The 21,878-nt window shown below is 45.5% G+C and carries 20 protein-coding genes; 5 read left to right on the forward strand and 15 right to left on the reverse strand.

From position 1 onward, the window contains the following. Positions 1-12 precede the first annotated feature (12 nt). The 15 genes from BACSA_RS02515 to BACSA_RS02585 all read right to left on the reverse strand — a co-directional run bounded on the left by BACSA_RS02515 (position 13) and on the right by BACSA_RS02585 (position 16,341). A complete protein-coding gene (locus BACSA_RS02515; protein ID WP_041584190.1) occupies positions 13-777 on the reverse strand; it encodes a DUF5045 domain-containing protein in 765 nt (254 codons plus the stop codon). A 24-nt stretch (positions 778-801) separates the two neighbouring features. After that, entirely contained in the window at positions 802-1,527 is a 726-nt protein-coding gene (locus tag BACSA_RS02520) for a hypothetical protein (RefSeq protein ID WP_013616554.1), read from the reverse strand. Next, positions 1,524-4,061, reverse strand: a complete 2,538-nt coding sequence (locus tag BACSA_RS02525) for a hypothetical protein (protein ID WP_041584191.1) — start codon at positions 4,059-4,061, stop codon at positions 1,524-1,526. Before BACSA_RS02525 ends, BACSA_RS02520 begins: the two co-directional genes overlap by 4 nt. Before the next feature lie 6 nt (positions 4,062-4,067). After that, positions 4,068-6,788, reverse strand: a complete 2,721-nt coding sequence (locus tag BACSA_RS02530) for a TraG/VirB4 family ATPase (RefSeq protein WP_013616556.1) — start codon at positions 6,786-6,788, stop codon at positions 4,068-4,070. Between the two features lie 106 nt (positions 6,789-6,894). Further along, on the reverse strand, positions 6,895-7,191 hold the full coding sequence (locus tag BACSA_RS02535; RefSeq protein WP_013616557.1) for a DUF4133 domain-containing protein: 297 nt from the start codon (positions 7,189-7,191) through the stop codon (positions 6,895-6,897). A 12-nt stretch (positions 7,192-7,203) separates the two neighbouring features. After that, a complete protein-coding gene (locus BACSA_RS02540) occupies positions 7,204-7,512 on the reverse strand; it encodes a DUF4134 domain-containing protein (RefSeq protein WP_371325555.1) in 309 nt (102 codons plus the stop codon). Between the two features lie 108 nt (positions 7,513-7,620). Beyond that, the gene (locus BACSA_RS02545; protein WP_013616559.1) at positions 7,621-7,947 is read right to left on the reverse strand and encodes a DUF4134 domain-containing protein; all 327 of its coding nucleotides are present in this window, start codon (positions 7,945-7,947) and stop codon (positions 7,621-7,623) included. A 2-nt stretch (positions 7,948-7,949) separates the two neighbouring features. Continuing rightward, on the reverse strand, positions 7,950-8,390 hold the full coding sequence (locus BACSA_RS02550) for a hypothetical protein (protein WP_013616560.1): 441 nt from the start codon (positions 8,388-8,390) through the stop codon (positions 7,950-7,952). 242 nt (positions 8,391-8,632) lie between these two features. After that, on the reverse strand, positions 8,633-9,520 hold the full coding sequence (locus tag BACSA_RS02555; RefSeq protein ID WP_013616561.1) for a toprim domain-containing protein: 888 nt from the start codon (positions 9,518-9,520) through the stop codon (positions 8,633-8,635). Between the two features lie 105 nt (positions 9,521-9,625). Next, entirely contained in the window at positions 9,626-10,723 is a 1,098-nt protein-coding gene (locus tag BACSA_RS02560; RefSeq protein ID WP_013616562.1) for an AAA family ATPase, read from the reverse strand. Then, positions 10,701-11,075 (reverse strand): helix-turn-helix domain-containing protein, encoded by a 375-nt coding sequence (locus BACSA_RS02565; RefSeq protein ID WP_174490725.1) that lies wholly within the window; start codon positions 11,073-11,075, stop codon positions 10,701-10,703. The genes BACSA_RS02560 and BACSA_RS02565 overlap by 23 nt, the downstream gene beginning before the upstream one ends. 200 nt (positions 11,076-11,275) lie before the next feature. Continuing rightward, entirely contained in the window at positions 11,276-12,046 is a 771-nt protein-coding gene (locus BACSA_RS02570; protein ID WP_013616564.1) for a hypothetical protein, read from the reverse strand. Positions 12,047-12,182: 136 nt separating this feature from the next. Then, on the reverse strand, positions 12,183-13,319 hold the full coding sequence (locus tag BACSA_RS02575) for a site-specific integrase (protein ID WP_041583852.1): 1,137 nt from the start codon (positions 13,317-13,319) through the stop codon (positions 12,183-12,185). Positions 13,320-13,527: 208 nt separating this feature from the next. Beyond that, positions 13,528-16,122, reverse strand: coding sequence for a P-loop NTPase fold protein (locus BACSA_RS02580; protein WP_013616566.1), 2,595 nt, complete (start codon positions 16,120-16,122; stop codon positions 13,528-13,530). 6 nt (positions 16,123-16,128) lie between these two features. Further along, positions 16,129-16,341 (reverse strand): helix-turn-helix transcriptional regulator, encoded by a 213-nt coding sequence (locus BACSA_RS02585; RefSeq protein ID WP_013616567.1) that lies wholly within the window; start codon positions 16,339-16,341, stop codon positions 16,129-16,131. Between the two features lie 230 nt (positions 16,342-16,571). On the opposite strand from BACSA_RS02585, the gene BACSA_RS02590 reads away from it, so the two are divergent. The 5 genes from BACSA_RS02590 (at position 16,572) to BACSA_RS02610 (ending at position 21,877) form a co-directional block, all read left to right on the forward strand. After that, positions 16,572-16,835 carry a helix-turn-helix domain-containing protein gene (locus tag BACSA_RS02590; protein ID WP_052305957.1) on the forward strand — a complete coding sequence of 88 codons (264 nt, stop codon included), beginning with the start codon at positions 16,572-16,574 and terminating at the stop codon, positions 16,833-16,835. Between the two features lie 249 nt (positions 16,836-17,084). Next, the gene (locus BACSA_RS02595) at positions 17,085-17,291 is read left to right on the forward strand and encodes a helix-turn-helix transcriptional regulator (protein ID WP_013616568.1); all 207 of its coding nucleotides are present in this window, start codon (positions 17,085-17,087) and stop codon (positions 17,289-17,291) included. A gap of 1 nt (position 17,292) precedes the next feature. Beyond that, positions 17,293-19,611, forward strand: a complete 2,319-nt coding sequence (locus BACSA_RS02600) for a type I restriction-modification system subunit M (RefSeq protein WP_013616569.1) — start codon at positions 17,293-17,295, stop codon at positions 19,609-19,611. Further along, complete coding sequence (locus tag BACSA_RS02605; protein ID WP_013616570.1) at positions 19,611-20,900, forward strand: restriction endonuclease subunit S; 1,290 nt, start codon at positions 19,611-19,613, stop codon at positions 20,898-20,900. Before BACSA_RS02600 ends, BACSA_RS02605 begins: the two co-directional genes overlap by 1 nt. Next, positions 20,897-21,877 carry a hypothetical protein gene (locus BACSA_RS02610; protein ID WP_013616571.1) on the forward strand — a complete coding sequence of 327 codons (981 nt, stop codon included), beginning with the start codon at positions 20,897-20,899 and terminating at the stop codon, positions 21,875-21,877. Before BACSA_RS02605 ends, BACSA_RS02610 begins: the two co-directional genes overlap by 4 nt. The last annotated feature ends 1 nt before the right edge of the window (position 21,878 follow it).

A 21,878-nucleotide genomic window follows, 5' to 3' on the forward strand; every position in this document is an offset into this window, starting at 1 on the left:
TCCGTTTCTTTTTTAGTTCCTGTTCACGGTTTCTTCTCCGTCGCTTCCTCCGCTGCCGCCACCCGTCTGCGAGCCACGCACGGCAAACCGGGATTCGTTCCACCGCTCCACGGCATCGCGCAGGATGCTTCCTTTGTCGATAGGCTGTGCTTCTTCTGCGTTCAGCAGTCCCTCCGTCACGGTGGCGTTCTGTTTCCGGGCGAGGTAGAGGATGAGCGTCCCGTTCTGCCGGGCCACATCCTCGCTGATGCGCAGGTACTCTTTCTTCCGCTGGGCGTTGGGCATGTAGGCATCCTTGGTGGCGTTGATGGCGCACTGGTACACCTGATAATATTCTTCCCAGCGTTCCCGTTCGTCCGGCGTGCCGCCACACAGGAGAATGCGGTCGATGTTGCGCCGGAAGCGTTCCATCTGTCCGTTCACCTTGTCGCCCTCGGCGAGCCAGGCCAGGTCCACCTGCCTGTCGGCCACGTTCAATGCCTCGACAGCGGCCCGTTTGACCAGTGCCGAGTCGATGGCTTCCGCCTCGTCCGTCTGGTTGTAGAGGTTCACTCCGGCCAGCGTCCGGAACGACAGCTTGTTCTTCGCCGCCGCCGTCTTCTTGTACTTGTTATGCAACAGCGTGTAGTAGATTTCCGGGGTGAATGCCCCGGTGCCGGTTTCCATCACGGTAATCTGGTTCTGCTTGGGCGAGTCGTGGTTGTAGGTCACATACTGCGCATGGGCGGCATGTGCCGTCAGGACTGCCGCCGCAAGAAGTGTCATTGTTCGTTTCATGTGCATATCCTTTTCCTTTTTTCGTTAATAATCCAGTCTTCCGGCACCGCGCCAGCGGCCAAAGGCTCCGTCGATGATTTCCTGACGGCTGCGTGCCTGGTATATCTTTTCTTTCCAGTAGCCGATGCGTACCTGTATGTATCGCCATGTCTCCATATAGGCACGGTTCAGGTGCCGCTCGATGTCGTCGAGAGAGCCGTTGATGGCTTCCATGACCATCAGCAGGTCGGAAGTCGAGCAGGCAGCCGCTCCGGTGGCGTACAGCACAAGGTCGTTGAGCGACTTGTACAGCTGTTCCCCGTCATGGGCGATGTCTTCTATCGCTTTCTTGTTTATCGTGAGTATCAGGAGGTCTTCCGGCTCGGCCTTTCCGCGCTTCAGCACCTTGTCGTTGAACTCGGTCAGCATGTCCTTGTAGTCGCCGATGCGGTCGCTCACGGCCGTGTAGGTGTCCTTGGCGTTCAGCACCGTCCGCAGGGACTGGTACATCACGTCGATGACATCAAAGGCGCGTGTGTACCGGTCAAGGTCCACGTTCAGCTCCTTGTATTCCACGGTAGCGTCCTTGCTGTACTCGTGCAGCAGCTTGTTGCTGTATTCCAGGGTGGAACGTGCCAGCAGCAGGCTGCGCTGTTTCTTGTGGTCGTTGATGTAGGCTTCCACCGATACGATGTCGAAAGTCCATTGGGCTTTGGCGACATACGGCAGAAGAGCCAGCAGCAGGAAGGTCAAAGTCAGTCTCTGTCTCATCTTACGTCCTCCTTTCTTCCGTTCCCGCCGCGCAGGTTCCGCGCATTCTCCACCCACCGTTCGTGGCATTCTTCCACAAGCGTGAGCCTGCGTCCTTCATCCGTGTCCAGTTCGGGCAGCACATCCTTCAACAGGTCGATGATGCTGTACTTGTAATGCATCATCTTCTCCAGCGACACGAGGTCGGCGTAGATTCTCGTGAGGCGGGTGTCCACCTCACGGGCGATTTCAAGGCGGTCGCTCGACCATAGCAGGTGGTACACATCGCCCGTAGGCGTGTCTTCCATCGGCGGCGTGCTGGCATATTCGGTAGTAATCTTGCAGGAGGGGTATTCCCTCGCTATCTCTGCGATACGGTCGTTCACTTGCTTGGCCTTTTCCGCGTCCGACAGGTTCGGGTCGAGCGTCAGAACATCGGCCACATGGGTGTCGGTGTATTCCGTGGTCAGTTCCCATGTTATCTGCAGGATGGCACGGTGTATCTTGATGCCGAGGAAGTATTTGGGCTTCCTCGCGATCGAAAGGGTCGCCTTGAAGGTGATGACGCCGTTGATGTCCGTCATGGTGGCCTTGCGCACGAAGGTGTAACCGTTCCATGCTCCGCCGTCCTGCCACGTCAGGTTGTAGGCGGTCTTGCAGTCCTGCATGATGGCCGGGATGCGGTAGTAGTCGTCCGTCGCCACGGCATTGTCGCCGGCAGCCTCCGATTTTGCGTTTTCGTAGTCTGCCAGTTTTTGCTGCCACTCGGCCAATTCGTTCTTCAGTTCCTGTAGCCGGGTCTGGTTCGCATTATACTGCTGGCGGTAAGCGGCGGCATCTTCCACGCTCGATTCGGAGATTTTCTTCAATAGGGCGGCATTCTCATCCTCCAGAGCCTTTATCTGCGACTGGAGGGCGGCGACCTGGTTCTCGGCTTCCTGCACCATCCCGTCCAGTTCCGAGGTGTCCAGTTCATTGTCCGTCACGGTGGTCTGCATGGCGCAGTCTTTTGAATGGCTGTTCAGCGAACTGCCGCACTTGCGGCATTTGTATTGGGTCGAACCCTGTCCGAGGGTCGCGCCGTCAGAACAGGTCACGCTGATGGTCACGCTCTCGCAGCCCTGCAGCTTGGCGGCGTCCGTCGCCTGGTAGTAGTTCCGCGCATCGGAAGCGATATAGTAGGTGTACCCCTCCTCGTTTTCGTTGATTTCCGACAGGCGGGCGTTGAGCTGCGCCTTGAAGGTGTTCAGGTCCATCGAATAAGAGTCAAATACATCCTCATAGACGACTTCCTCCCGGTTCCAGCTCTGGGTCACGTGGATTTCGTAGGCGTATGCTTTTTTGGTCTGTTTCCCGCCACGGCTGATGACGTAGGCCTTCTGGCTGTAACGGATGGAGTAAGTGAAGCCGTCGTTTTGGTTGTTCAACTGCTGCACCCGGTCGCGCGACCATCCGGCATACCGCTCCGAGTTGGAGAGGGCCTGCTCGCGCTGCGAGGCGTTGGGATAGAACCCGGCGTCGGTGGTCTCGAAACGGGTCCATTCGCCGCCGTTCAGGATGCTGTTGTCGTCCGTGGGCGGATAATAGTCGCACAGCGACACGCTGCCTTGTTCCCGGCGGGCGATGTACCACCGCTGGGTGTAGTAATTCCCGGCGGCTTCGTCCATGTAGTCGGTAATCCACGAGGTCAGGTCGTAGTTGCTGAAGTCGAACAGCCCGGCCACATTTTCCGGACCGCCCACCATGTCGAGCAGGAGCCGTCCGGCATCCTGTTCCGCAGCTTCGTACAAGTAGCTGTAATGGTCATACAGGTGGAATATCTCTTCCACCTTGCCGTTCATCAGGTCATGGAACGAGCTGGTCTGCAGCAGGGCGTCGCCGATATTCCCGATGCCCGCCGTGGCCAGCCCCACACCCATGTTGTACAAATTGTCGAGGTCGCTCTGCAGGTTTTCTTTCGTGAAGTTGCCCGGTATGCGGGCCAGGTCGTCCAGCATCCGCTGCCAGTCAATGTTTCCCAGTTCGCTGAGCCGCAGCAGGGAGGCGAACTCTTCCTTGATTTCGAGAAAAGCCACGTCGGAAAAAGTCAGCGTGCTGTTGGTCACGATGCTCTCGAACTGCATGCACAGGCTCTTGGTGTCGTCGCACACTTTCATCAGGTAGCTGCCCCAGTAGAGGGCTGTCTGCGGGGATTGCAGCATCATCTTGGCCACCACCCAGATCTTCGGAATGATTTTCCGGGCAACCATGTTGTAGATGCGGCGATAATAGTAGTTCTCCGTGCTGCTGCTCCAGATGCCGAGTTCGGACAGGGCCTTGTGTTCAAGGAATTTCGACGAGAAGATGCCGGCGGCGGCGACCTCTGCGGCCGTATAGTGTTTGAGAATGTCATCCACTTGTTCACGGTAATAGCTCTCGGCGACCGTCTCCGTACCGAAGGCGGCGGCCATCGCCGCCACGGTGCGTGTGTCGTAGTTCACGCTGTAATACTGGGCGTGGACATGCTGCACGGTGGCGAGCGACAAGAACATTAGTATGAACGACAGCCGTTTCATGGTCATTTATTGCTGATTGTTTTTATCCCTCTTTTTCAGATTCAACACATGCCCCGCCGCATTCACCTTCTGGGCGAAAGGCAGGGACTTGCTTATGCCGCTGGCATCCCAGTCGCGGCAGTAGGCTTCGATGGCTTCCTGGTGGCTGCAACGGAGTTCTTTCTTGTACAGTTTCAACGCTTCCTTCTCCGCGCGTTCGGTGGTGTAGGTCATATAGCATTCGTGCGGCTCCTCCACGCCGTACACGCCGCTGGTCGAACCACGCCGGATGAAGACCTCGCGGAAGAAGCTGCGCCCTTCCTTGTTTTCCAACCTGTTGATGGTGAATATCTTCTTGCAGTCCACATCCGTCAGTCCGAGAATGGCCTTGATGCTGTCGAACCGTTCCTTGAACTTGCTCTGGTCGAGCAGCATCACCACATCGGAGTTGTTGATGATGGCTTCCTTTACTATCTCGCTGCCGATGATGTCCTGTATCTCCTGCGTCACCACGCCCACCGAGGCCCAAAACTTTCTTGCGGTCTTGTACATGAACTTGATGTATTCGGCCATGAGCGGCGAGGCGATGGCCTTCCACGCTTCCTCTATCACAAGGACTTTCCGGTTCTTCTTGATGCGCATCTTCTGCAGGAACACGTCCATGATGATGAGCGTTACGATGGGAAACAGTTTCTTATTTTCCTTGATGGCATCTACTTCGAAGACAATGAACGTTTCCGAGAACAGGGTAGTGTCCACGTTCTCGTTCAATATTTTGTCGTAGTTTCCGCCCTTGTAGAACGGCTGTATCATGTAGGTATATTTGTCGTAGTCTATCTCCGTGATGTTGTTTTCCAGACAGATAAGTTCCAACCGTTCACAGGAGTATTCATAGAAGGTGTTGAACGACAGCGAGTTTACTTTCAAGGCTTTCCGGCGTTCTTCCAGCATACGGATCTTGTAATCCACTTTCTGTTCCAGGGCCGGCAGGTCTTCCGTGCCCCAGGTGCCTTTCCGCTTCTCGGCGGCAATCAGGGTCTTGCGCAGGGTCTCACGCTGCACGGGGTCGTAGCCGTCAAAACCGTGGAAGTAGGCGTCGTAGTAGTCCGTCACCATCTGCTCCACGATGCGGAACTCCAGTTCCGTAATCCTTGTGTCCGACCCTTTCCATATCAGCAGGATCAGGTTTTTCAGGAAGTCTATCTTCTCGATGTTCAGCTCTGCCTGTGTGATGTTGAACGGATTCATGGTGATGGGCTTTTCCTCCGTGTAGCTAATGTACTTGCCGCCCAGGTATTCGCACAATCCTTCGTAGGAATTACCCGTATCAACCATCACCACGTCCGTGCCCTGCTCATGGAGCTGGCGCACCACGCTGTTCATGTGGAACGACTTGCCGCTGCCCGAAGGCCCCAGGCAAAAGAAGTTCGAGTTGTCCGTCAGCTTGTTCTTTCCCTCCTTTCCGGTGATGTCGATGGCCACCGGCACGCCTTGGCGGTCGGTGTAGTAGATTTTCAGCGGCGTATCCTCGCTGTGCTGTATGTGCTCCTTGTACATCAGGCACATGGCGGCGTCGCTCAGGGTAAGGAAACGGTCGTATTCCTCGTTCATGCTGAAACAGTTCCCCGGAAAGGAACTGACAAACAGTTCCAGCTGGTTGTAGGCGTGCTTGCTGATGTGGATGCCCATGCGCCCGAAGACGTTCTCCAGATAGTTGGTGCATTTCTGTATGTCCCTGTCGGCAGATACCCCTACAACAAGATTGAAATGGCTGTACACGAGCATCTTGCTCTCCCTGGCAACTATCTCCTGCACACGCTTGATGTCCTCCACGGCCATCTGGTTGCCGGGATTGGGGATACTTGCGTGACGGTTCTTCTTTTTGTCGAGTGCCGCCAGTTCCCGCTTTTGGTTGGGCAGGAAGATGATCTGGTTATAGACCACCGTCTCGGCTTCCGGTATGCTGTCGATGACGGACAGCAGGTCAACGGGCATCTCCGCATTGTTCACCTCTATATTGGTATAGGGCCTGACAAGCGAAGGCAGCGCGGCACAGTCCACGTCCACGAGGCTGTACACCTTGCAACGCTTGCCGCCCATCGAGACCGTCTCATCGTCCACCTTGAAATTGGTCATCGAGACAATCCTGTCCTTGAAGTTCATGGCGAAGTAGCGGTCAACGAACGCATTCGCCTGGGGCTTATCCAGGAACTCCGCTTGTATGCCCGCGTCATGGAGCTGGTCATGCACCTTGCGTATCTTCACGAGGAAGTCGCGCCACTTCTTGCCGTCGAAAGAGAATAGGCTGCTTTTTCTTGATTCCTGCGTAATGGTCAGGTAGCATACGCTGTCCGTGTACATCCGGCCTTTGAAGTACCGGAAATAGGCGGAGGATAGGAACTCGTGCCGGTCGCCCGTCACATCCTCGAACTGCTTGCGCACGAACACGTCCTGCTTGTGTATCGCATAGCCTTCGCCCAGCGTCTGTGCGACGGCGGTGAGCAGGCTTGTGAAATCGTAGTAGCTGTCGATGTTGGCCGAATACTTCTGCACAGGGTTCTCCATCCGCAGGACGGCCGAGTATTCCCCGGTCTTGGTGTACAGCACCCCGATGCCGTCCACGTCCTCCACGGTGAAATAGATGTCCTGGAAGATGCGCTTGCGCTTGCCGCCCGTGCCGAAGGCATGGACCGAAATGGCCATGCCCGCACAGAGGGCGATGAAAATCAGTATGATGTACAGTGTCATTGTCGGTTGCTTTCTGCTTAAGTAAGGGCAGACTCGCCTGTTCCAAAGCGGGCCTGCCCGGGTTCAACATTCAATAGGCCACGCGCTCTCCGTCATGGCTTTTTTTTCATTTCTTCTTCGAGCGGGCATAGACATACACTCCTTTCTGGTTCTTCTTGGTGTGAAGGCCTTTCCTTTGCTTGAGGATGATGAGCGAGATGCCCGCAGACAGGATGACGGCCAATACCACCAGTCCGGCCACGAAACCGGCAAGGCAGTAGGCAATGACGAAACCGACAATGGCTCCGCCTGCCGAACCCGCCGCCCAGTAGATATACCGTCCTTGTATGCCCATGAACTCAAGGGGCCGCTGAAGCCCCTTGAACAACGGGTAGTCCGGATAGCGTTCGTCCCTGCCTTTCATCGCATCTCCTTTTTAGCCGCCGATACCGAAAAACAGCGGAAGTGCCTGTGCCGCCGCAATCAGGAAGATGCAGGCACCCACGACCATCATGATTTTCTTCTTGACATCTTGCTCTTCGTTGTTCATCGCGATATAGACGCTGATGGCGCCCACGATGGCCACGACTCCGGCGATGGCATAGCACAGCTTCACCATGATGGGTACATACTTGGCGATTTCCTCCGCCACGGTGGTCAGGGCGTTGGTTCCGGCCGTGTAGTCGCCTGCGGTGTTCTGCGCCATCAGTGCGGCAGGCCCAGACACCAACAGAATGGCGAGCATCGCAACCTTGTACAATACTGCGCCTACGATTCTTTTCATTGCATTCTTTAACTTCTTCATTCTCGTTACTTTTAGTGATTACTATCATTGATATTCTGAATCTCTTTTCTATATGCGGTAGCCGAAAAAGGCCGGGAATACGATGGAGGCGCCTATGATGAACATGCATGCCCCGAACAGCATCAGGATGGATTTCACGATGCCGTCCTCTCCCGTGTTCCATTTGATATAGATCTGGAGCGCGGATATGACGGCCAGCACGGAGGCGACCGCATAACAGATGTAAAGGACGTACATCATCATCGTCACCACGAAGTCGTGCATGGTGGCAAGCGCATCCGCTCCCCATGAATAGTTTACGGCTCCGCTCTTGGCGAAGGCGAAGCAGGGAACAGTGAGCATCAGCAAGGCGCATACTGTCTTCTTCGTTTTCATCGCTAAATTTTGTCCATCGGTTTCCACGCCATTGCGGGACGGTTCTCCAGACGGCCGCCGGAAACCATCGCCTTGTACATATCGTCCGCTGTGAATGCCTCTGACAGGTAAGGGGTACTGTCCTCCATTTTCGCCTCGGCTTCGGCCTTCATACGGGCAAACCGCTCTTCGGCCGATTCCTTGTCTGTGTCTGCCGCGCCGTCCTGTATGGAAGTGCCGGAATTATCAAATGCGGTCTCGTACTTCTCCGTCCCGACGTTGAATCCGGTCTCGCTTTCCGTCACCGCCACGCTGTCCTGCCCGTCATCGGGGTCGAGTTCAAAGACTTCCTCGTCCGTCCTGCCCTGGCTTCTCTTTCGGTACAGGTCCCTGGCGATGTTGGCCGCATAGTAAACGACGTAGATTGCCGTCAGAATGATTGCGAATATAAAGTATGATTTCATATCCTAATATGAATTTTATTTTGTATTTAAAATTTGATTTGCAAAGAAAATCCATCTGTTCTATATTAAGAAATAATTGAAATACAAATTGCTGCTTCCTTAATAAGATTTATGGTATTTCTAAAAATCATACTCTAAAATCATATTCTGACATCTGTTTCATACTTGAAAATGCGCATTGGCAGACAAAAAAAGAAGCCCTCCGTCAGGAGAGCTTCATAAATTCCGACACGCTGGCCGGGTCAGCGTCTTTTGCCTCTTAAATAGTCGTTCAGGTCTTTGTAACCGTCGTACCGGTAGGCTTCGTTGTTGACTTTCCCGGTGAACAGCATGGCGATGGTTTCCACAGTCTTCTGTCCGGCAAGGTCATTGTCGAGGTAGCAATGGATGAACGGATATTCCTGCAAGTGTCCCAATGCCTTTTTAAGGTTGTTTATGGAGTTCATCACGAGATGGTCGCAAGGAACTTCAAGGCATATCTCCCTGTCTCCGGCCTGCCGCAGGGTCATATAGGAGAGAAAGTCCATGAATCCTTCGAAGACGCACACGTGGCCCTGCGTCTCGCCGTGCGTATGGCTTATCAGCGAAACATCCTTATTCTTCAGGCAGCCCTTGTAGTAAGGGTTGCGCACTTCATAGCCTCCTGACAGATTACAGAATGCCAGTCCGAAATAGTGTCGCTTGCGCAACTCATAATGCACTTCCTTGCAGAATATCTTTCCGATGTCGGCATCGATCATCCGGGAATGGAGGTACGACAGCAGCGCATGGTGTCGTAGCGGCACCACCCTTATATCCTTCATTTCCGCTTCCACCGGCCGGAGCATCACCGCCGGAAGCCGAACCCTCGGCAGTTCATTGGTTCCGGTGTGCCGTTCGATGCAGGCCAGCACCTCGCTTACACTGTCCGTTCCGTACAGGTGCTTGCCCAGTTCCACGAGGTCGCCCCCGGTAGCCGCCCCGAAGTCATACCATTCATTGAGCCGGTCGTTCACCTTGAACGATGGTGTGTCCTCCTGCCGGAATGGTGAGAGGTACCAGTATTGTTTCGATTTCACATACTGCGCATGGTGTCCGAGCTGTGCCAGGAAATCCACGATGCGTATCTGTTTTGCTTCCGATATGTTCATGTCGTTTTTCTTTCACTTGTTTTCATCAAACCGGTTTAGTTTAGTTTGTTTCCCTATATATATATGTACTAAATTAAACTGAATTATAGATGCCCGCGCCCGCCGTCATTCCTCGTCGAAAAGCATGGCTTCTGCCGGACTCATGTCATAATAGAATAGCTTATCCCGTTTGCGTATCAGCTTCAGGTTGTCGGTCAGGTAAAGTAGCAGCTTAACCATCACGTTCCTGCCGCGTTTGAAACCGATTGCCTCGTAGGAGGTCATGAGTGCCTGAAGCATGTTCTCGAATCCCTTAATGGGCTTGTCGCCAAAAGCAGCGGCAAGGGCTTCCCGGTGTTGCTCGATACTCAGGTCTGTAAAACTGGTCCGTGCTTTCGGTCTGGGGTGTTCGCTCACGGCATGACTTTCCGCAATGATGGGAAGCCCGGCTTCGTCTATCGTGAAAGCGAACGGCTTGAACTCCTTTTCTCGAATATGCAGGGCGTGCACCTCACTGATGCCGGGGTTCTCGTTGTCTTTGTTGATGACCAGCACCGTTTCCGCCTTGTTGCTCATCTCTGTACCGATATGCCCACGCACGTTATTGTCCCCTTTGTTCAGGTGCAACACGCAGTGGATATGCAGGTCGTATTTCGACGACCATTCCATCATTTTATTGATGACTTCCACGGATTCACTGGTACTGTTGATATCAAGCATCAGGTCGCGTATTCCGTCAATGACCACCAGCCCGTAGCCTTTGCTACGTCTTAGTGCATAGTCAATGACCTCTATGCGGATGGCAGGAGAATATTCGCGCAGGCAGATGAAGTCGAGCCTGTCGTTGTCCGTTGTGTCCGGAAGCCCCGCCAACTTGAGGATGCGCTCCAATACATTGTGGCAGTGGAAACGGCTCTGCTCCGTGTCCACATACAGGATCCTCTGCTTCCCTTCGGGCAAATGTGCCCGGTAGTTCAACACCTGTTTACCCGCCAGAGAAGCGGCGACAATGGCCGACACGTTAAAGGTCTTCTTCGATTTCGCCTTGCCTGTCGATGCGCTGAAGTTGCCGAGCGTGGCGATGGTCGAATTGTCAATCCAGATAATCTGCGGCGGTGTTTCGTAAGTGTCCGTCACCTTTATTTGCGAGGCGGACAGGATGTCCGAAAGGCGGCTGTCATCAAGTTCCGCCCCGATAATGTTAGTCCTTCTTTCGCTTTCCATTTTGTCTCCGATTAAAGAATGGTTCAACGGTTGCGGATTCGGCGGCCATCCGGGTCGCGTCGTCTATGGCTGGCTCGCAGTTCTGCAAGAGCCATTCATCCAGCTCCTCCTTGGCAAAATAAACCATCTTGCCTCTCGGCTTGTAGTGTGGAATCTCCTTGTTGGCGGTGAGCTTGTACAACATGCTTTCCGATACGCCGATATACACGCACGCCTCCTGGAATGTGAATACTTTCTTGGTGGAATAAAAAGACTCCTCAAGCATCTCCAGCCTTTTCAGCAGGTTTTCGACCGGTTCCAGTTTCTTCAGTACCGATTCGACTGTGGTGAGCCTTTCGCTCAGCCGTTCCATGAATGTTGTTCTGTTCTGCATTATGTGTATGATTAAATTTGACAATGAAAAAGCAAGCCTCCGTCGGGCATTGCGCTGACGGAGGCCAAAGTTATGCGATGTGTCCGCTATATCCGGACGAGAGACAATGACACTAAGCAAGTGTCATGGCAACTCTCACGCTTTTACTTTTCACATGTTTGGTTTCTTGGCAGTTTCTTTCATTCATCCAGTTCGCTCACGGCTTTTCGGATGCCGTATGCCACCGAGGTCATTTTATTTCTTGTCGCAGACAAAGCCGATGACAGACTGGTAGCCGAGACGGTACGTTTCCCGTCTTTCGACAGCAGGAACCCTCCGCGAGCGAGAACAGACTGCCAGTGCGCCTGTATGTATGACCTCTCAAGAAGGGCATCGAAGAGTACGGCCACATGGCGGATGTTGTTCACCCGGATTTGAAATCCCCTCTTGCAAGCAAAAAGAGCTTCCATATCCTCCATGCGGACTGTAGAAACGCAAAACAGATGATAAGTATTGGCGCAAGCCACGATACCTGTCATCTGTTCTTTGGTCAAATCACAGCCAAAAGAAATGGGTGGAGCATTCAGGGAAAAGCCGGTTTCATCCCGGTCGGCGGGAGAGCCGGGGTCTGAAATGTCATACATCCTTTTCAGTTCCATGCAGTTCTCGAATGAAAAGGTGTCCGCCACGAATAAAAGGCGGGTGCGTTCAGCCAGGTCGGTCAGAAGGACCTTGGCAATGTGAAGGTTCATTGCGTGGCAGTTCCGGCAGACTACGTTGCCACAATCAATGTACCGGTGACTGTTGATGAAGTCATCCACAAAGCGGCCATACCGTTTGCCGCCTGCCACGACATCATGTAGATAGATTTCCCTCGCTTCAGCGAGCAGTGCGAAAAGTTCTTCCGTTACATCCTGTTCTGCCGCGATGTGACGGCAGTGTTGCTTCCCTCCAAAAAGAGAGAAGACCATTTTCTGGTCTGTTCATGTCGAATTACTTTTAATTGATTGATAAATTATGATAATAGGATGTACTTCGATTGCATGGACAACCGAAGCTACACCCAATAAATATGTCCGCAAATTTGACATGATAATGGATCTGTTGTCAGTCGAATAAACCGTTTACAAGATTGACTGCCTCGTCTTTCTTCTTGTTGATAATCTTTGCATATACCTGGGTCATTTTTACATCCGCATGGCCGAGCAACTTCGAGGTAGTGTAAAGGTCTGCACCGAGGGTCAGCATCATCGTGGCGAAGGTGTGCCGACTTGTGTGAAATGAAAATCGCTTGTTGATGCCGGCAGCCTTGGCCCACGGTTTCAACAGGCGGTTTATCTCATTTCCGCTTGGCAAATCGAACACGAGGTCGTCCGGAGTCTTGTCCCCACGTTCCGGCATCCACTTCAGGGCTTCGGATGAAAGCGGCAGGTAAATCGGTTCTTTGGTCTTCTTCATGGATACCGCCAGACGGTACTGCCCCTTGTCGATAAAGACATCCTTCCATTGCAGCCTCTTGACATCACTGATGCGCAGGCCGCAGAAGCAGGAGAACAGATAGGCACACTTTATCTCCTCATATTTCATAGGCGTTGCGATGAGTGCCTTCACCTCCTCGATGGTCATGTAGGAGCGTTTGCTTTCCGGCAGCCGGATTTTGTCCGACTTGTCTATTTTGTCAAAGGGATTCGACCTCATGAGTTCCGCACGGACAGCCGCGTTCAAGGCGCTGTTCAGCACCCGGTAATAATTCTTGAGCGTGAAGTTCGACACTCGCTTGCCTCTCGGACGGTATTCCATCATCAGATAGTCGATATAGCCCTGGCAGAACGCCTTGTCTATCTGGTCAAGCGTAACCTTTTTCCCCGCATAGTCCTCGATAATGCGGATGGCCACCTTAATCTGGTTCTCGTCTTTCTTTCCCCTCTTTTCCTGATTCTCCTTGTAGGTTTGCATCCAGTCCAGCAGAAAGACTTTCTCCTTTTCGTTCTCAATACCGGCCTCACCGTTGGTCATTTCGATAATGCGTTTCGACTTGATGGCATTGGCGGCATTCATTGTCGCTTTATTCCGCCTGCGTGCATTCTCATCGGTTTCCGGGATGAGATACATCTTCAGATATTCATAGGTCCGTTTGCCGTTACGGTATATGTCCAGATACAGGCTCTTGCTCCCGTCGCTCAAGTCCTTCATCCGAAGGCGGACAGGCTCCTTCACTTTTTTAGGTTGTCTTATTCGTGCCATAGGAAATCCCTCTTTGTTTCTTCTGCCACAAAGGTACGAATAATAATCCAAAACGAGGAACAAACAAGAAACAAAAATGCACCAAAAAAGAACCAAACAACTGCAAACAATGAAAACAACTGCAAATAACAATACCCTTATAAATCCCTGTAATAAAGCCATTTTCTTTGCACTTGTTTGGATGTTGTTTTCATTTCACACCTTTACATTATAAATCTGTAAAATTATTGTTGATGGTTGATGTAATATCATAAATATTTGAATTTGGAATTAAAACTTTTAATTGAGATAAATCAACTATTGTTTTATTAATCAATTCCTTTACATCCCATCTGTTGATAAATTTAAGAAGTTCTTTGTCTGATACGCTATATCTATTTTTAATATTTTCGTATTGAGGCATTATCGTAAATATATTTAAATATACCCCAATGCCATGCTTTATCATATATGATATGACCTTGTTTAGAGTACTATTATTCCATGATTGATTTTTGTCCAACAAATCACTTTCGTTTGCATAATACTCAATATTTTCAGCGATAGCTACTACTAATGAATCGTCTATATTTACATTGCCATTTTGTGCTATATAGATAGATAACGCATCTATGTAGCCATCATTTTGTGTTGTTTTATTGGTGTTTTCAAGATTTGTACGCAATGTATTTATAAAGCTTGATGAAGGCAATTTTTCGAGAGGTTTATCATTGCTAAACAGACAACGGTAAGTATTGAAAATCTGTCCAGCGTTATTCACTTCAATCAATTCATTTATAATGGCAGACTTTATTGTTTCTTTAAGTAAGCCAAAATCACAAAATGAAGATTTACTTAGAATATTTACAACTTCAAAGTCATTAAATTCATTAGGCTGAATCTCTGATAGATACTTGTCTAATAAATTAGGTTGAATTTGTAGATTATAATCTTGATACGTTTCTTTGGCCTCTTTTACTGCGTCAATGAAGACTTCTGGGGAAACCTCTTTTGGTAACAGCTTAATATACTTAGCAATATCATCTATGGCTTTGAGTTGGTTAATACAATGCACATATTTTGACCCGGAAAATTCTTTTGAAGCCCTCCAAGAATTACAAAGTTTGTCAACAATTTGTTCCTTTGTTTTGTCACTTACATGACCTAAAAGGATTTTGTAAACATTTGGAAAGTCCAATGTCGAAATTGACTGTTTCTTTTGTAATGAAGCTAAATTCTCCCAGATTTCGTTGATAGTAGAATTATTTTTAACTAACCCATTCAGAACTTCAATCATTGCAGTCAGTTTTGCCGTATCAGTATTGGCATAAACCTCCGTTAGTATAGCGTCAAAGTTTTCATCAGTTTCTGCATATTCATTGATCTTATATCCTTCCAATTTATCTATACAATTGTTTATGTATCCAGTTAATGGAATTTGTTTGGCATTTGCAATATCGACGCCATAAGCTAAAGCTGATACTTCTGCTTTAAGTTTCTCGTCATTTGGTATAATGTTTGAAGCTAGACCTAAATACTCTCCACTTAATATTTGTTTTATTTCATTGTTGTCTTTATGTATAATATCTTTATATAATTGATATACGGCCATGCTTACGATGCTTACATCGTCATGTCTGACTTTATAAAGTGATACAAGTCTATTTATAAAGATTATTATATCCCTGATATTGGCTTCATTGTGTTGTAATCTGTACAACCTATTAATTATATTCTCATCTTGGTTTTTAGTATTACCAAATGCTTCTTCAAATAGTTTTCTAAAAATTCCTTTATAATCAGTTATTACAGGCTTAGGAACAGTAAAAGTAACAGGAAATGTCTTATTTATAAAATATTGAGCTAATTCATGTGCTTTCGTTTCGTTGTCTCCAAAAGCACATGAAAGATGTGTAATATCATAAGGTATTATTACCCAAATGTTTTCAAAGCCAGTTTCTGCAAAAAAAGTGTGAATAGAGGACCATAACTGTTTAACTTTTTCAGCAGGTAATCTATCCATGTTGTCAAAAATGATAACAAGCTTTCTGCACTTTTTAGGATTAAGATTGTCTGAAACATCTTGCATCCATTTTTTAAATTCAACGACTGATGGCTCTTCTTCACTAATAACTTCGTATTCAGTTTCTTTTTTTTCTTTATCATTGTATACAGCAAGTATATAGCTGAAATTTCTATAATTAGGATTTTTCCAGGCTGCTATAGCCCACACTATAAGAGTTATAACAATGGGTAATATGGCAATAATAATTGACCATCCCCAACCACACCTATCTGCTAACAAGGCACCAGTAAGAGACGCTATACTGGTGAATATTGTTGTGATAGTACCTGCAATTACACCATTGCTTAAACGTGGATATGATAAGGTTGTTGTTTCAGTCTTTCGTGCTAATAGTAGTTTTAATTTTTTAGGCCATGTAACGGATTTTGTCCCTCCACCTTTTGTCGTAATCTTTGTATAGCCGATTAATATCTCTTCATTGACTAATTTATCGGTAAGTTGCTCCAATAATGACCTGCGTTGCAGATCTTCTTGATTGCCCCATGCATCATATTCAAAAAAGAAGTAATCGGAACCATCTTTTTGCAAATGTTTTTCGATAAGTTTTACGACATTTGATTTTCCAGCTCCCCAAACGCCTTCTATACCGATTATTCTAGGTAAACAATCATCTTTTGTTAAAGAATCGTTATCCTTAATGTGTTTAGCTATTGCTTTTGATAGAGATTCCTGAGAAGCTCCATCAAATTTATCTATGCCTTGAGGCTTGTCCTGTATGAATCTAGGAAATTTTGTCATAATGTTCTATTGTTTTGAGCTTATTAATAGTTCTCGAATATCGACTTCTAATATTTGAGATATTTTTAATAATGTTTCAAGACTTGGTTGTGAAGTGTTTGTACACCATTTAGATACAGTAGCAGGATCTTTCTCCAATTGCTTAGCTAACCATTTATTGGTTCGCTTTTTCTCCACAAGCACAACCTTAATACGGTTTATGTCTTTTTCTTTTTCCATAAAGATTTTCTTTCGTTCTATGCAAAGATAAGAAAGCCTATCTATTTTTTATCATTTCAATAAGACTATTTGCAATATAAATTGCGAATTAGTTCAATATTGTGTATGGAAATACTATGTTCCACTATCTTTATAGAAACAATATATTGTTTGTGGTGTTAAAAAATGAACTCTATAAATAAAATAATAGTGTTTAGTATCTTCAAAATTCTGTTTCTGTAACTTATGTAATTGTAGGCGAGCAGATCAGGCTGACCAGATTGCGCAGAAATCTCAGTATCGCTCAGATTGCCGAACGTGCCACCTGTTCACCCATCACGGTTTCGCGCATAGAGAAAGGAGTGCCGACAGTGGCTATAGGCATTTATCTTAGAGTGCTTTATGCGCTTCAATTAGGTGACGATATTCTTCTGCTTGCAAAAGAAGATGCCATGGGAAAAGCCTTACAAGATTTGTGTCTTAAGAAACGAGAAAGGGCATCCAAAAAGGGATAGGTTATAAAAGAGCTTCATTTACTTGTCGATCTTGATTGTTGAAAGAATCAAGGCTAATTAGAAAGGTGAGCTAATAGTCCCTTTGTCGCTTTGACAACTATGGATTTTACTATAATAATGAATGACTTCTTGCTAAGTTGCTAACACTAATTAAATTGTAAATTCCTAGCAGAATGTACATTTACTATGAATTGGTTGTGTTTATTGAAGAAAAACAATAACTTTGCCTTATAATTTAATTTCTTAAAGATGGAAGGTAAGAAAATAAATCGGTTGAAATTAGTTTTGGTCGAGAAGAAGCGGACTGGTGTTTGGTTAGCGCAAGAATTAGGCGTTTCTCCTGTGACAATCAGTAAGTGGTGCTCAAATATAACTCAACCGTCACTTTTAACTCTTAGTAGGATTGCAGATTTGTTAGAGATTGATCCTAGAGTTTTATTAAATGGTAAAGAATAATATGGATAGTTCATATAGTCAAATAGTTGCACTCATCTGGAATATCGCAGATGATGTTTTGAGGGATGTCTTTCTTAGAGGACAGTATCGTGATGTGATATTACCTATGGTTGTTTTGCGCCGTCTTGATGCACTTTTGGAACCAACGAAAGAAGACGTAGAGGAAGAAATAAAAGAAAGTGGAGTTGATAATATAGACGAGGGAGTTTTGAAAGACATTACAAGGCTCAGTTACTTTAATACAAGTAAGTGGACCCTAAACCGTTTGAAGTCTCAGGCTTCGGATAATAATGATATTTTATACGATAACTTTGTAGAATATCTGAACGGTTATAGTGAGAATGTCCGTGATGTGCTTCGTAACTTTGAATATTACACTAAAGCACGAAAATTGGCCGACAATGACAGACTGCTTTCCATTATTGAGCGTATAACTGATCCAAGAATTAATCTAACCGATAAGAATACTATCGATCCTGATGGCTTGCCTTTACCGGCATTAACCAATGTGGGTATGGGAACTGTCTTTGAGGAATTGCTTCGTCGATTCAATGAGGAAAATAACGAGGAAGCGGGAGAACACTTTACACCAAGAGATGCGATTTCTCTTTTGGCGCATTTGGTCTTTGAACCCGTAAAGGAGAACCTCCCTAAGATTATAACACTATATGATCCGGCATGTGGTTCAGGTGGTATGCTAACCGAAAGTCGTGAATATTTACTTGATTTAGGAGTACGAAGTGCTGCTATTCAGCTATCTGGTACAGAAATAAACCCAGAGACGTATGCTATCTGTAAATCAGATCTTATCATAAAAGGTGTGGACCCAAGCGGCATACATTGGGGTAATACAATTACAGATAATAGCTTTTCAGACAAGTCTTTCGGATATATGATAACTAATCCTCCTTATGGTAAATCATGGAAGGAGGATAAAAAGAAAATATATCATGAAAAGATGCTTCTTGACCATCGTTTCGAACTGACTCTTACCAATTATGTTGGTGAAGAAGAAGTTTTAGATTCCACACCACGTACATCGGATGGACAGTTGCTTTTCCTTTTGGAAGAAGTTGATAAGATGAAACCTCTAGAATTTCAACCACAGGGAAGTCGTATAGCTTCTATCCATAATGGTTCGTCTTTATTTACAGGTGATGCTGGTAGTGGAGAGAGCAATATACGCCGTTATCTTATTGAAAAAGACTTGGTTGAAGCTATCATACAATTACCTAACAATATCTTTTACAATACGGGTATTTCTACTTATGTGTGGATGCTGACCAACAAAAAAAAGGATAACAGAAAAGGAAAGGTGCAGCTTATAGATGCTTCACAAGCTTTTGAAAAACTAAGAAAGAATCAAGGCTCAAGAAATTGCACAATTGAGCCTTATCGTACGGATATTTTAAGGGTCTATACAGATTTCGTTGAACAAGAAGCTAACGAGGAACTGAAAGTGGGGTCTAAGATTTTCGACGACGACGATTTCCGTTATTACAATGTAACTATTGAACGTCCGTTGCGTCTTCGCTGTCAGTTTAATTCGTTAAAGATTGATGAAATGCTTTATGATAGCAGTGATATTGAAGTAAGTAAGTGGTTGTATAATACTTATAAAGATAGAGTTTTTTCAGGTTTGGATTCAGAAATTCCAACTATAAAAGAATATCTGAATGATCAGGATATTAAGATAACCGATAAGAAACTAAATAAACTCATTTCGGCAAAGGCATGGAAAGACCGTCAGCGATTGATGATTGCTGCTAAGGTCTTGATGAAGGATATGGGTACGGATGTTTATATGGATTATAATCTATTCTCCGCCAAAGTGAATGCTACCGCTAAGGTGCTGAAACTTGAAACAAGTGCTGCCGAATTGAAAACTATATGCAGAGCGATGTCTGTAACAGATTCGAAAGCTACGCCTGTTGTAAAGAAAGAGCATAAGGTTAACAGTAAGGATGTCGTAATGCTTTTGGAAACTTATGGTGTACCAGAAGAAAAACTTTCTGATTATGGCTATCACTCAGTAAAAAAAGGCATGTATGTGGAATTTGAATCCGATAGTGAACTTCGTGATAGTGAAAAAATACCGGTAAAAGAAGATATCTACGATTATTTCCAACGTGAAGTTCGTCCATATGTTGAGGATGCATGGATTAATCTGCCGCAGACTAAGATAGGATGTGAAATATCTTTCAATAAGTATTTTTATAAGCCAACTCCTTTACGTTCACTTGAAGAGAATGAACGGGATATTATTGCTTTGGATGAACAAAGTCAAGGCTTTATTAAATCGCTATTCAAACAGATGTAATGATGGAAAGATATAGTGAATACAAGGATAGTGGTGTACAGTGGCTTGGGAAAATTCCAAGTCACTGGGAAGTAAAACGTCTTGCGAGTTGTTTTACAGAACGAAAAGTAAAGGTTTCAGATAAAGAGTTTGATCCACTTTCTGTTACAAAGAATGGCATTTACCCTCAGCTTGAAAATGTTGCCAAAACAAATGATGGTGATAATCGGAAGCTTGTTCTCTCTGGTGATTTTGTTATTAATAGTCGTTCTGACAGAAAAGGATCGAGTGGAGTTGCTAAACAAGATGGATCCGTCTCACTTATTAATATAGTCCTAAAGCCACGAAAAAATATTTATCCTGATTTTTGTAATTATCTACTTAAATGTTATTCTTTTATCGAAGAATATTATAGAAATGGACGTGGTATAGTAGCAGATCTTTGGACTACACGTTATGATGAGATGAAGACCATAAAAATATCTGTACCTTTATTAAATGAGCAAAAAGCCATTGTTAGATATTTAAATAAAGTTACATCAAAGATTGATGAAGCTATTGCCCAACAGCAAAAGATGATAGATCTTTTGAATGAGCGCAAGCAGATTATCATCAATAATGCAGTAACAAAAGGGCTTAATCCTGATGTTCCAATGAAAAATAGTGGGGTGGAGTGGATTGGGAAGATTCCTAAACATTGGACAACTATAAGACTAGGATATTGCGCATGGATAAGAGCTCGTTTAGGTTGGAAGGGACTAAAATCTGATGAATATGTAGATAACGGGTATCCCTTTTTGTCTGCATTTAATATCGTTAATAATAAGTTAGATTGGAATAAGCTTAATTATATAAATAAATTCAGATACGAAGAATCTCCTGAAATTAAATTAAGAATTGGAGATATACTTTTAGTAAAAGATGGTGCAGGAATAGGAAAATGTGCACGTGTAGATAGTCTTCCTTTAGGAGAAGCTACTGCTAATGGTTCTTTGGCTTTTATTACAGCGAATGAGAGAGTTTACTATAAGTTTCTTCATTATTATATTATAAGTAATAGCTTTAATAAGTATAAAGATTTACTCATAACCGGTATGGGGGTACCCCATTTAACTCAAGGAGAAATAAAAAATATGATGTTACCAATTCCTCCTCTTAATGAGCAATATATTATTGTCCAAAGATTAGATAAGAATATTAATGTTATAGATAATATTTTAGAACATTATTTGCAACAGATAACTTTCCTTCAAGAGCGTAAGCGAATAATAATCAATGATGTAGTAACTGGAAAAGTGAAAGTGTCATGAATAATTCATATTACATATTAGCAAAAGAGGATATCCAGATAGAACGGCTACATATTTGTACATGGGAATTTCCTAATGCTGATTCATATATAGAGTTTGGTATGGAATTTTCTTATAGAAGTTTTACAAATGATACTTTAAACATTTGGTTATCTGTCCCTTTTATTAAGGAGAACGATGATGTAAAATGTTTATTGAAGAATTTGGCTGATAGCGCAAACAGTCGCTTTATCTTTAATAATATAGTAAGTGGGATTAGTAATATCGGAGCCGATTCTCGAGATGGAAGTGTCTTGCATTTTGAGGGACGTGATTCGTTGACTATTTTACCTTGTAAGATAGACGTTTCAAGTGGTCTTCTAAAGTTTACTCTTAATAAGCCTAATAGATATGAAGGTAATTTATATTTTAGAGTTTTAGTAAAACATAATGGAACAATTGCGATAAAAAAATCAGGAATTGCCCAAAATACATATATATATGACCTGAAAATTAATGAAACTCGTAATTTACCAGAAGACATATATCATTTGAAATCAAATGAAAATTTGCAGATTTGTCAAATTCAAAATCTGTTCTGTCTACATTCTGTCCCTGATGATTTTGAGTTTAGTTTTATTGATTCTTCTAAGCTTAAAAACATTAGAAAACTAGAAACAGAAGCCTTCAAAAAATATCTTCCAGATGTGAAGGATATAGGTAAAGATTGCTATAACATAATGTTCCTAAAAGATTGTGGTAAAGAAAGTTATTCCCTGTTTACTACATGTTCTGAAGAAACTATTGGAACTAAGCAAATTTCACTTGCAATAGCTACAAATATATTATGCAGTCTACTTTTCTTTGTATATAGTGTTAGAACTGGAATTAAGAAGGGGGAGGTATGGTATATTCAAATGCCATGGGAAGGTATAATTGCTTTATTTGTACTAATTGTGCTATGTCTATATTTATTTCACATAAAAAGAAAAAAATAGT

Origin of the sequence: Phocaeicola salanitronis DSM 18170 (assembly GCF_000190575.1) — a bacterium.
GTDB lineage: Bacteria > Bacteroidota > Bacteroidia > Bacteroidales > Bacteroidaceae > Phocaeicola > Phocaeicola salanitronis.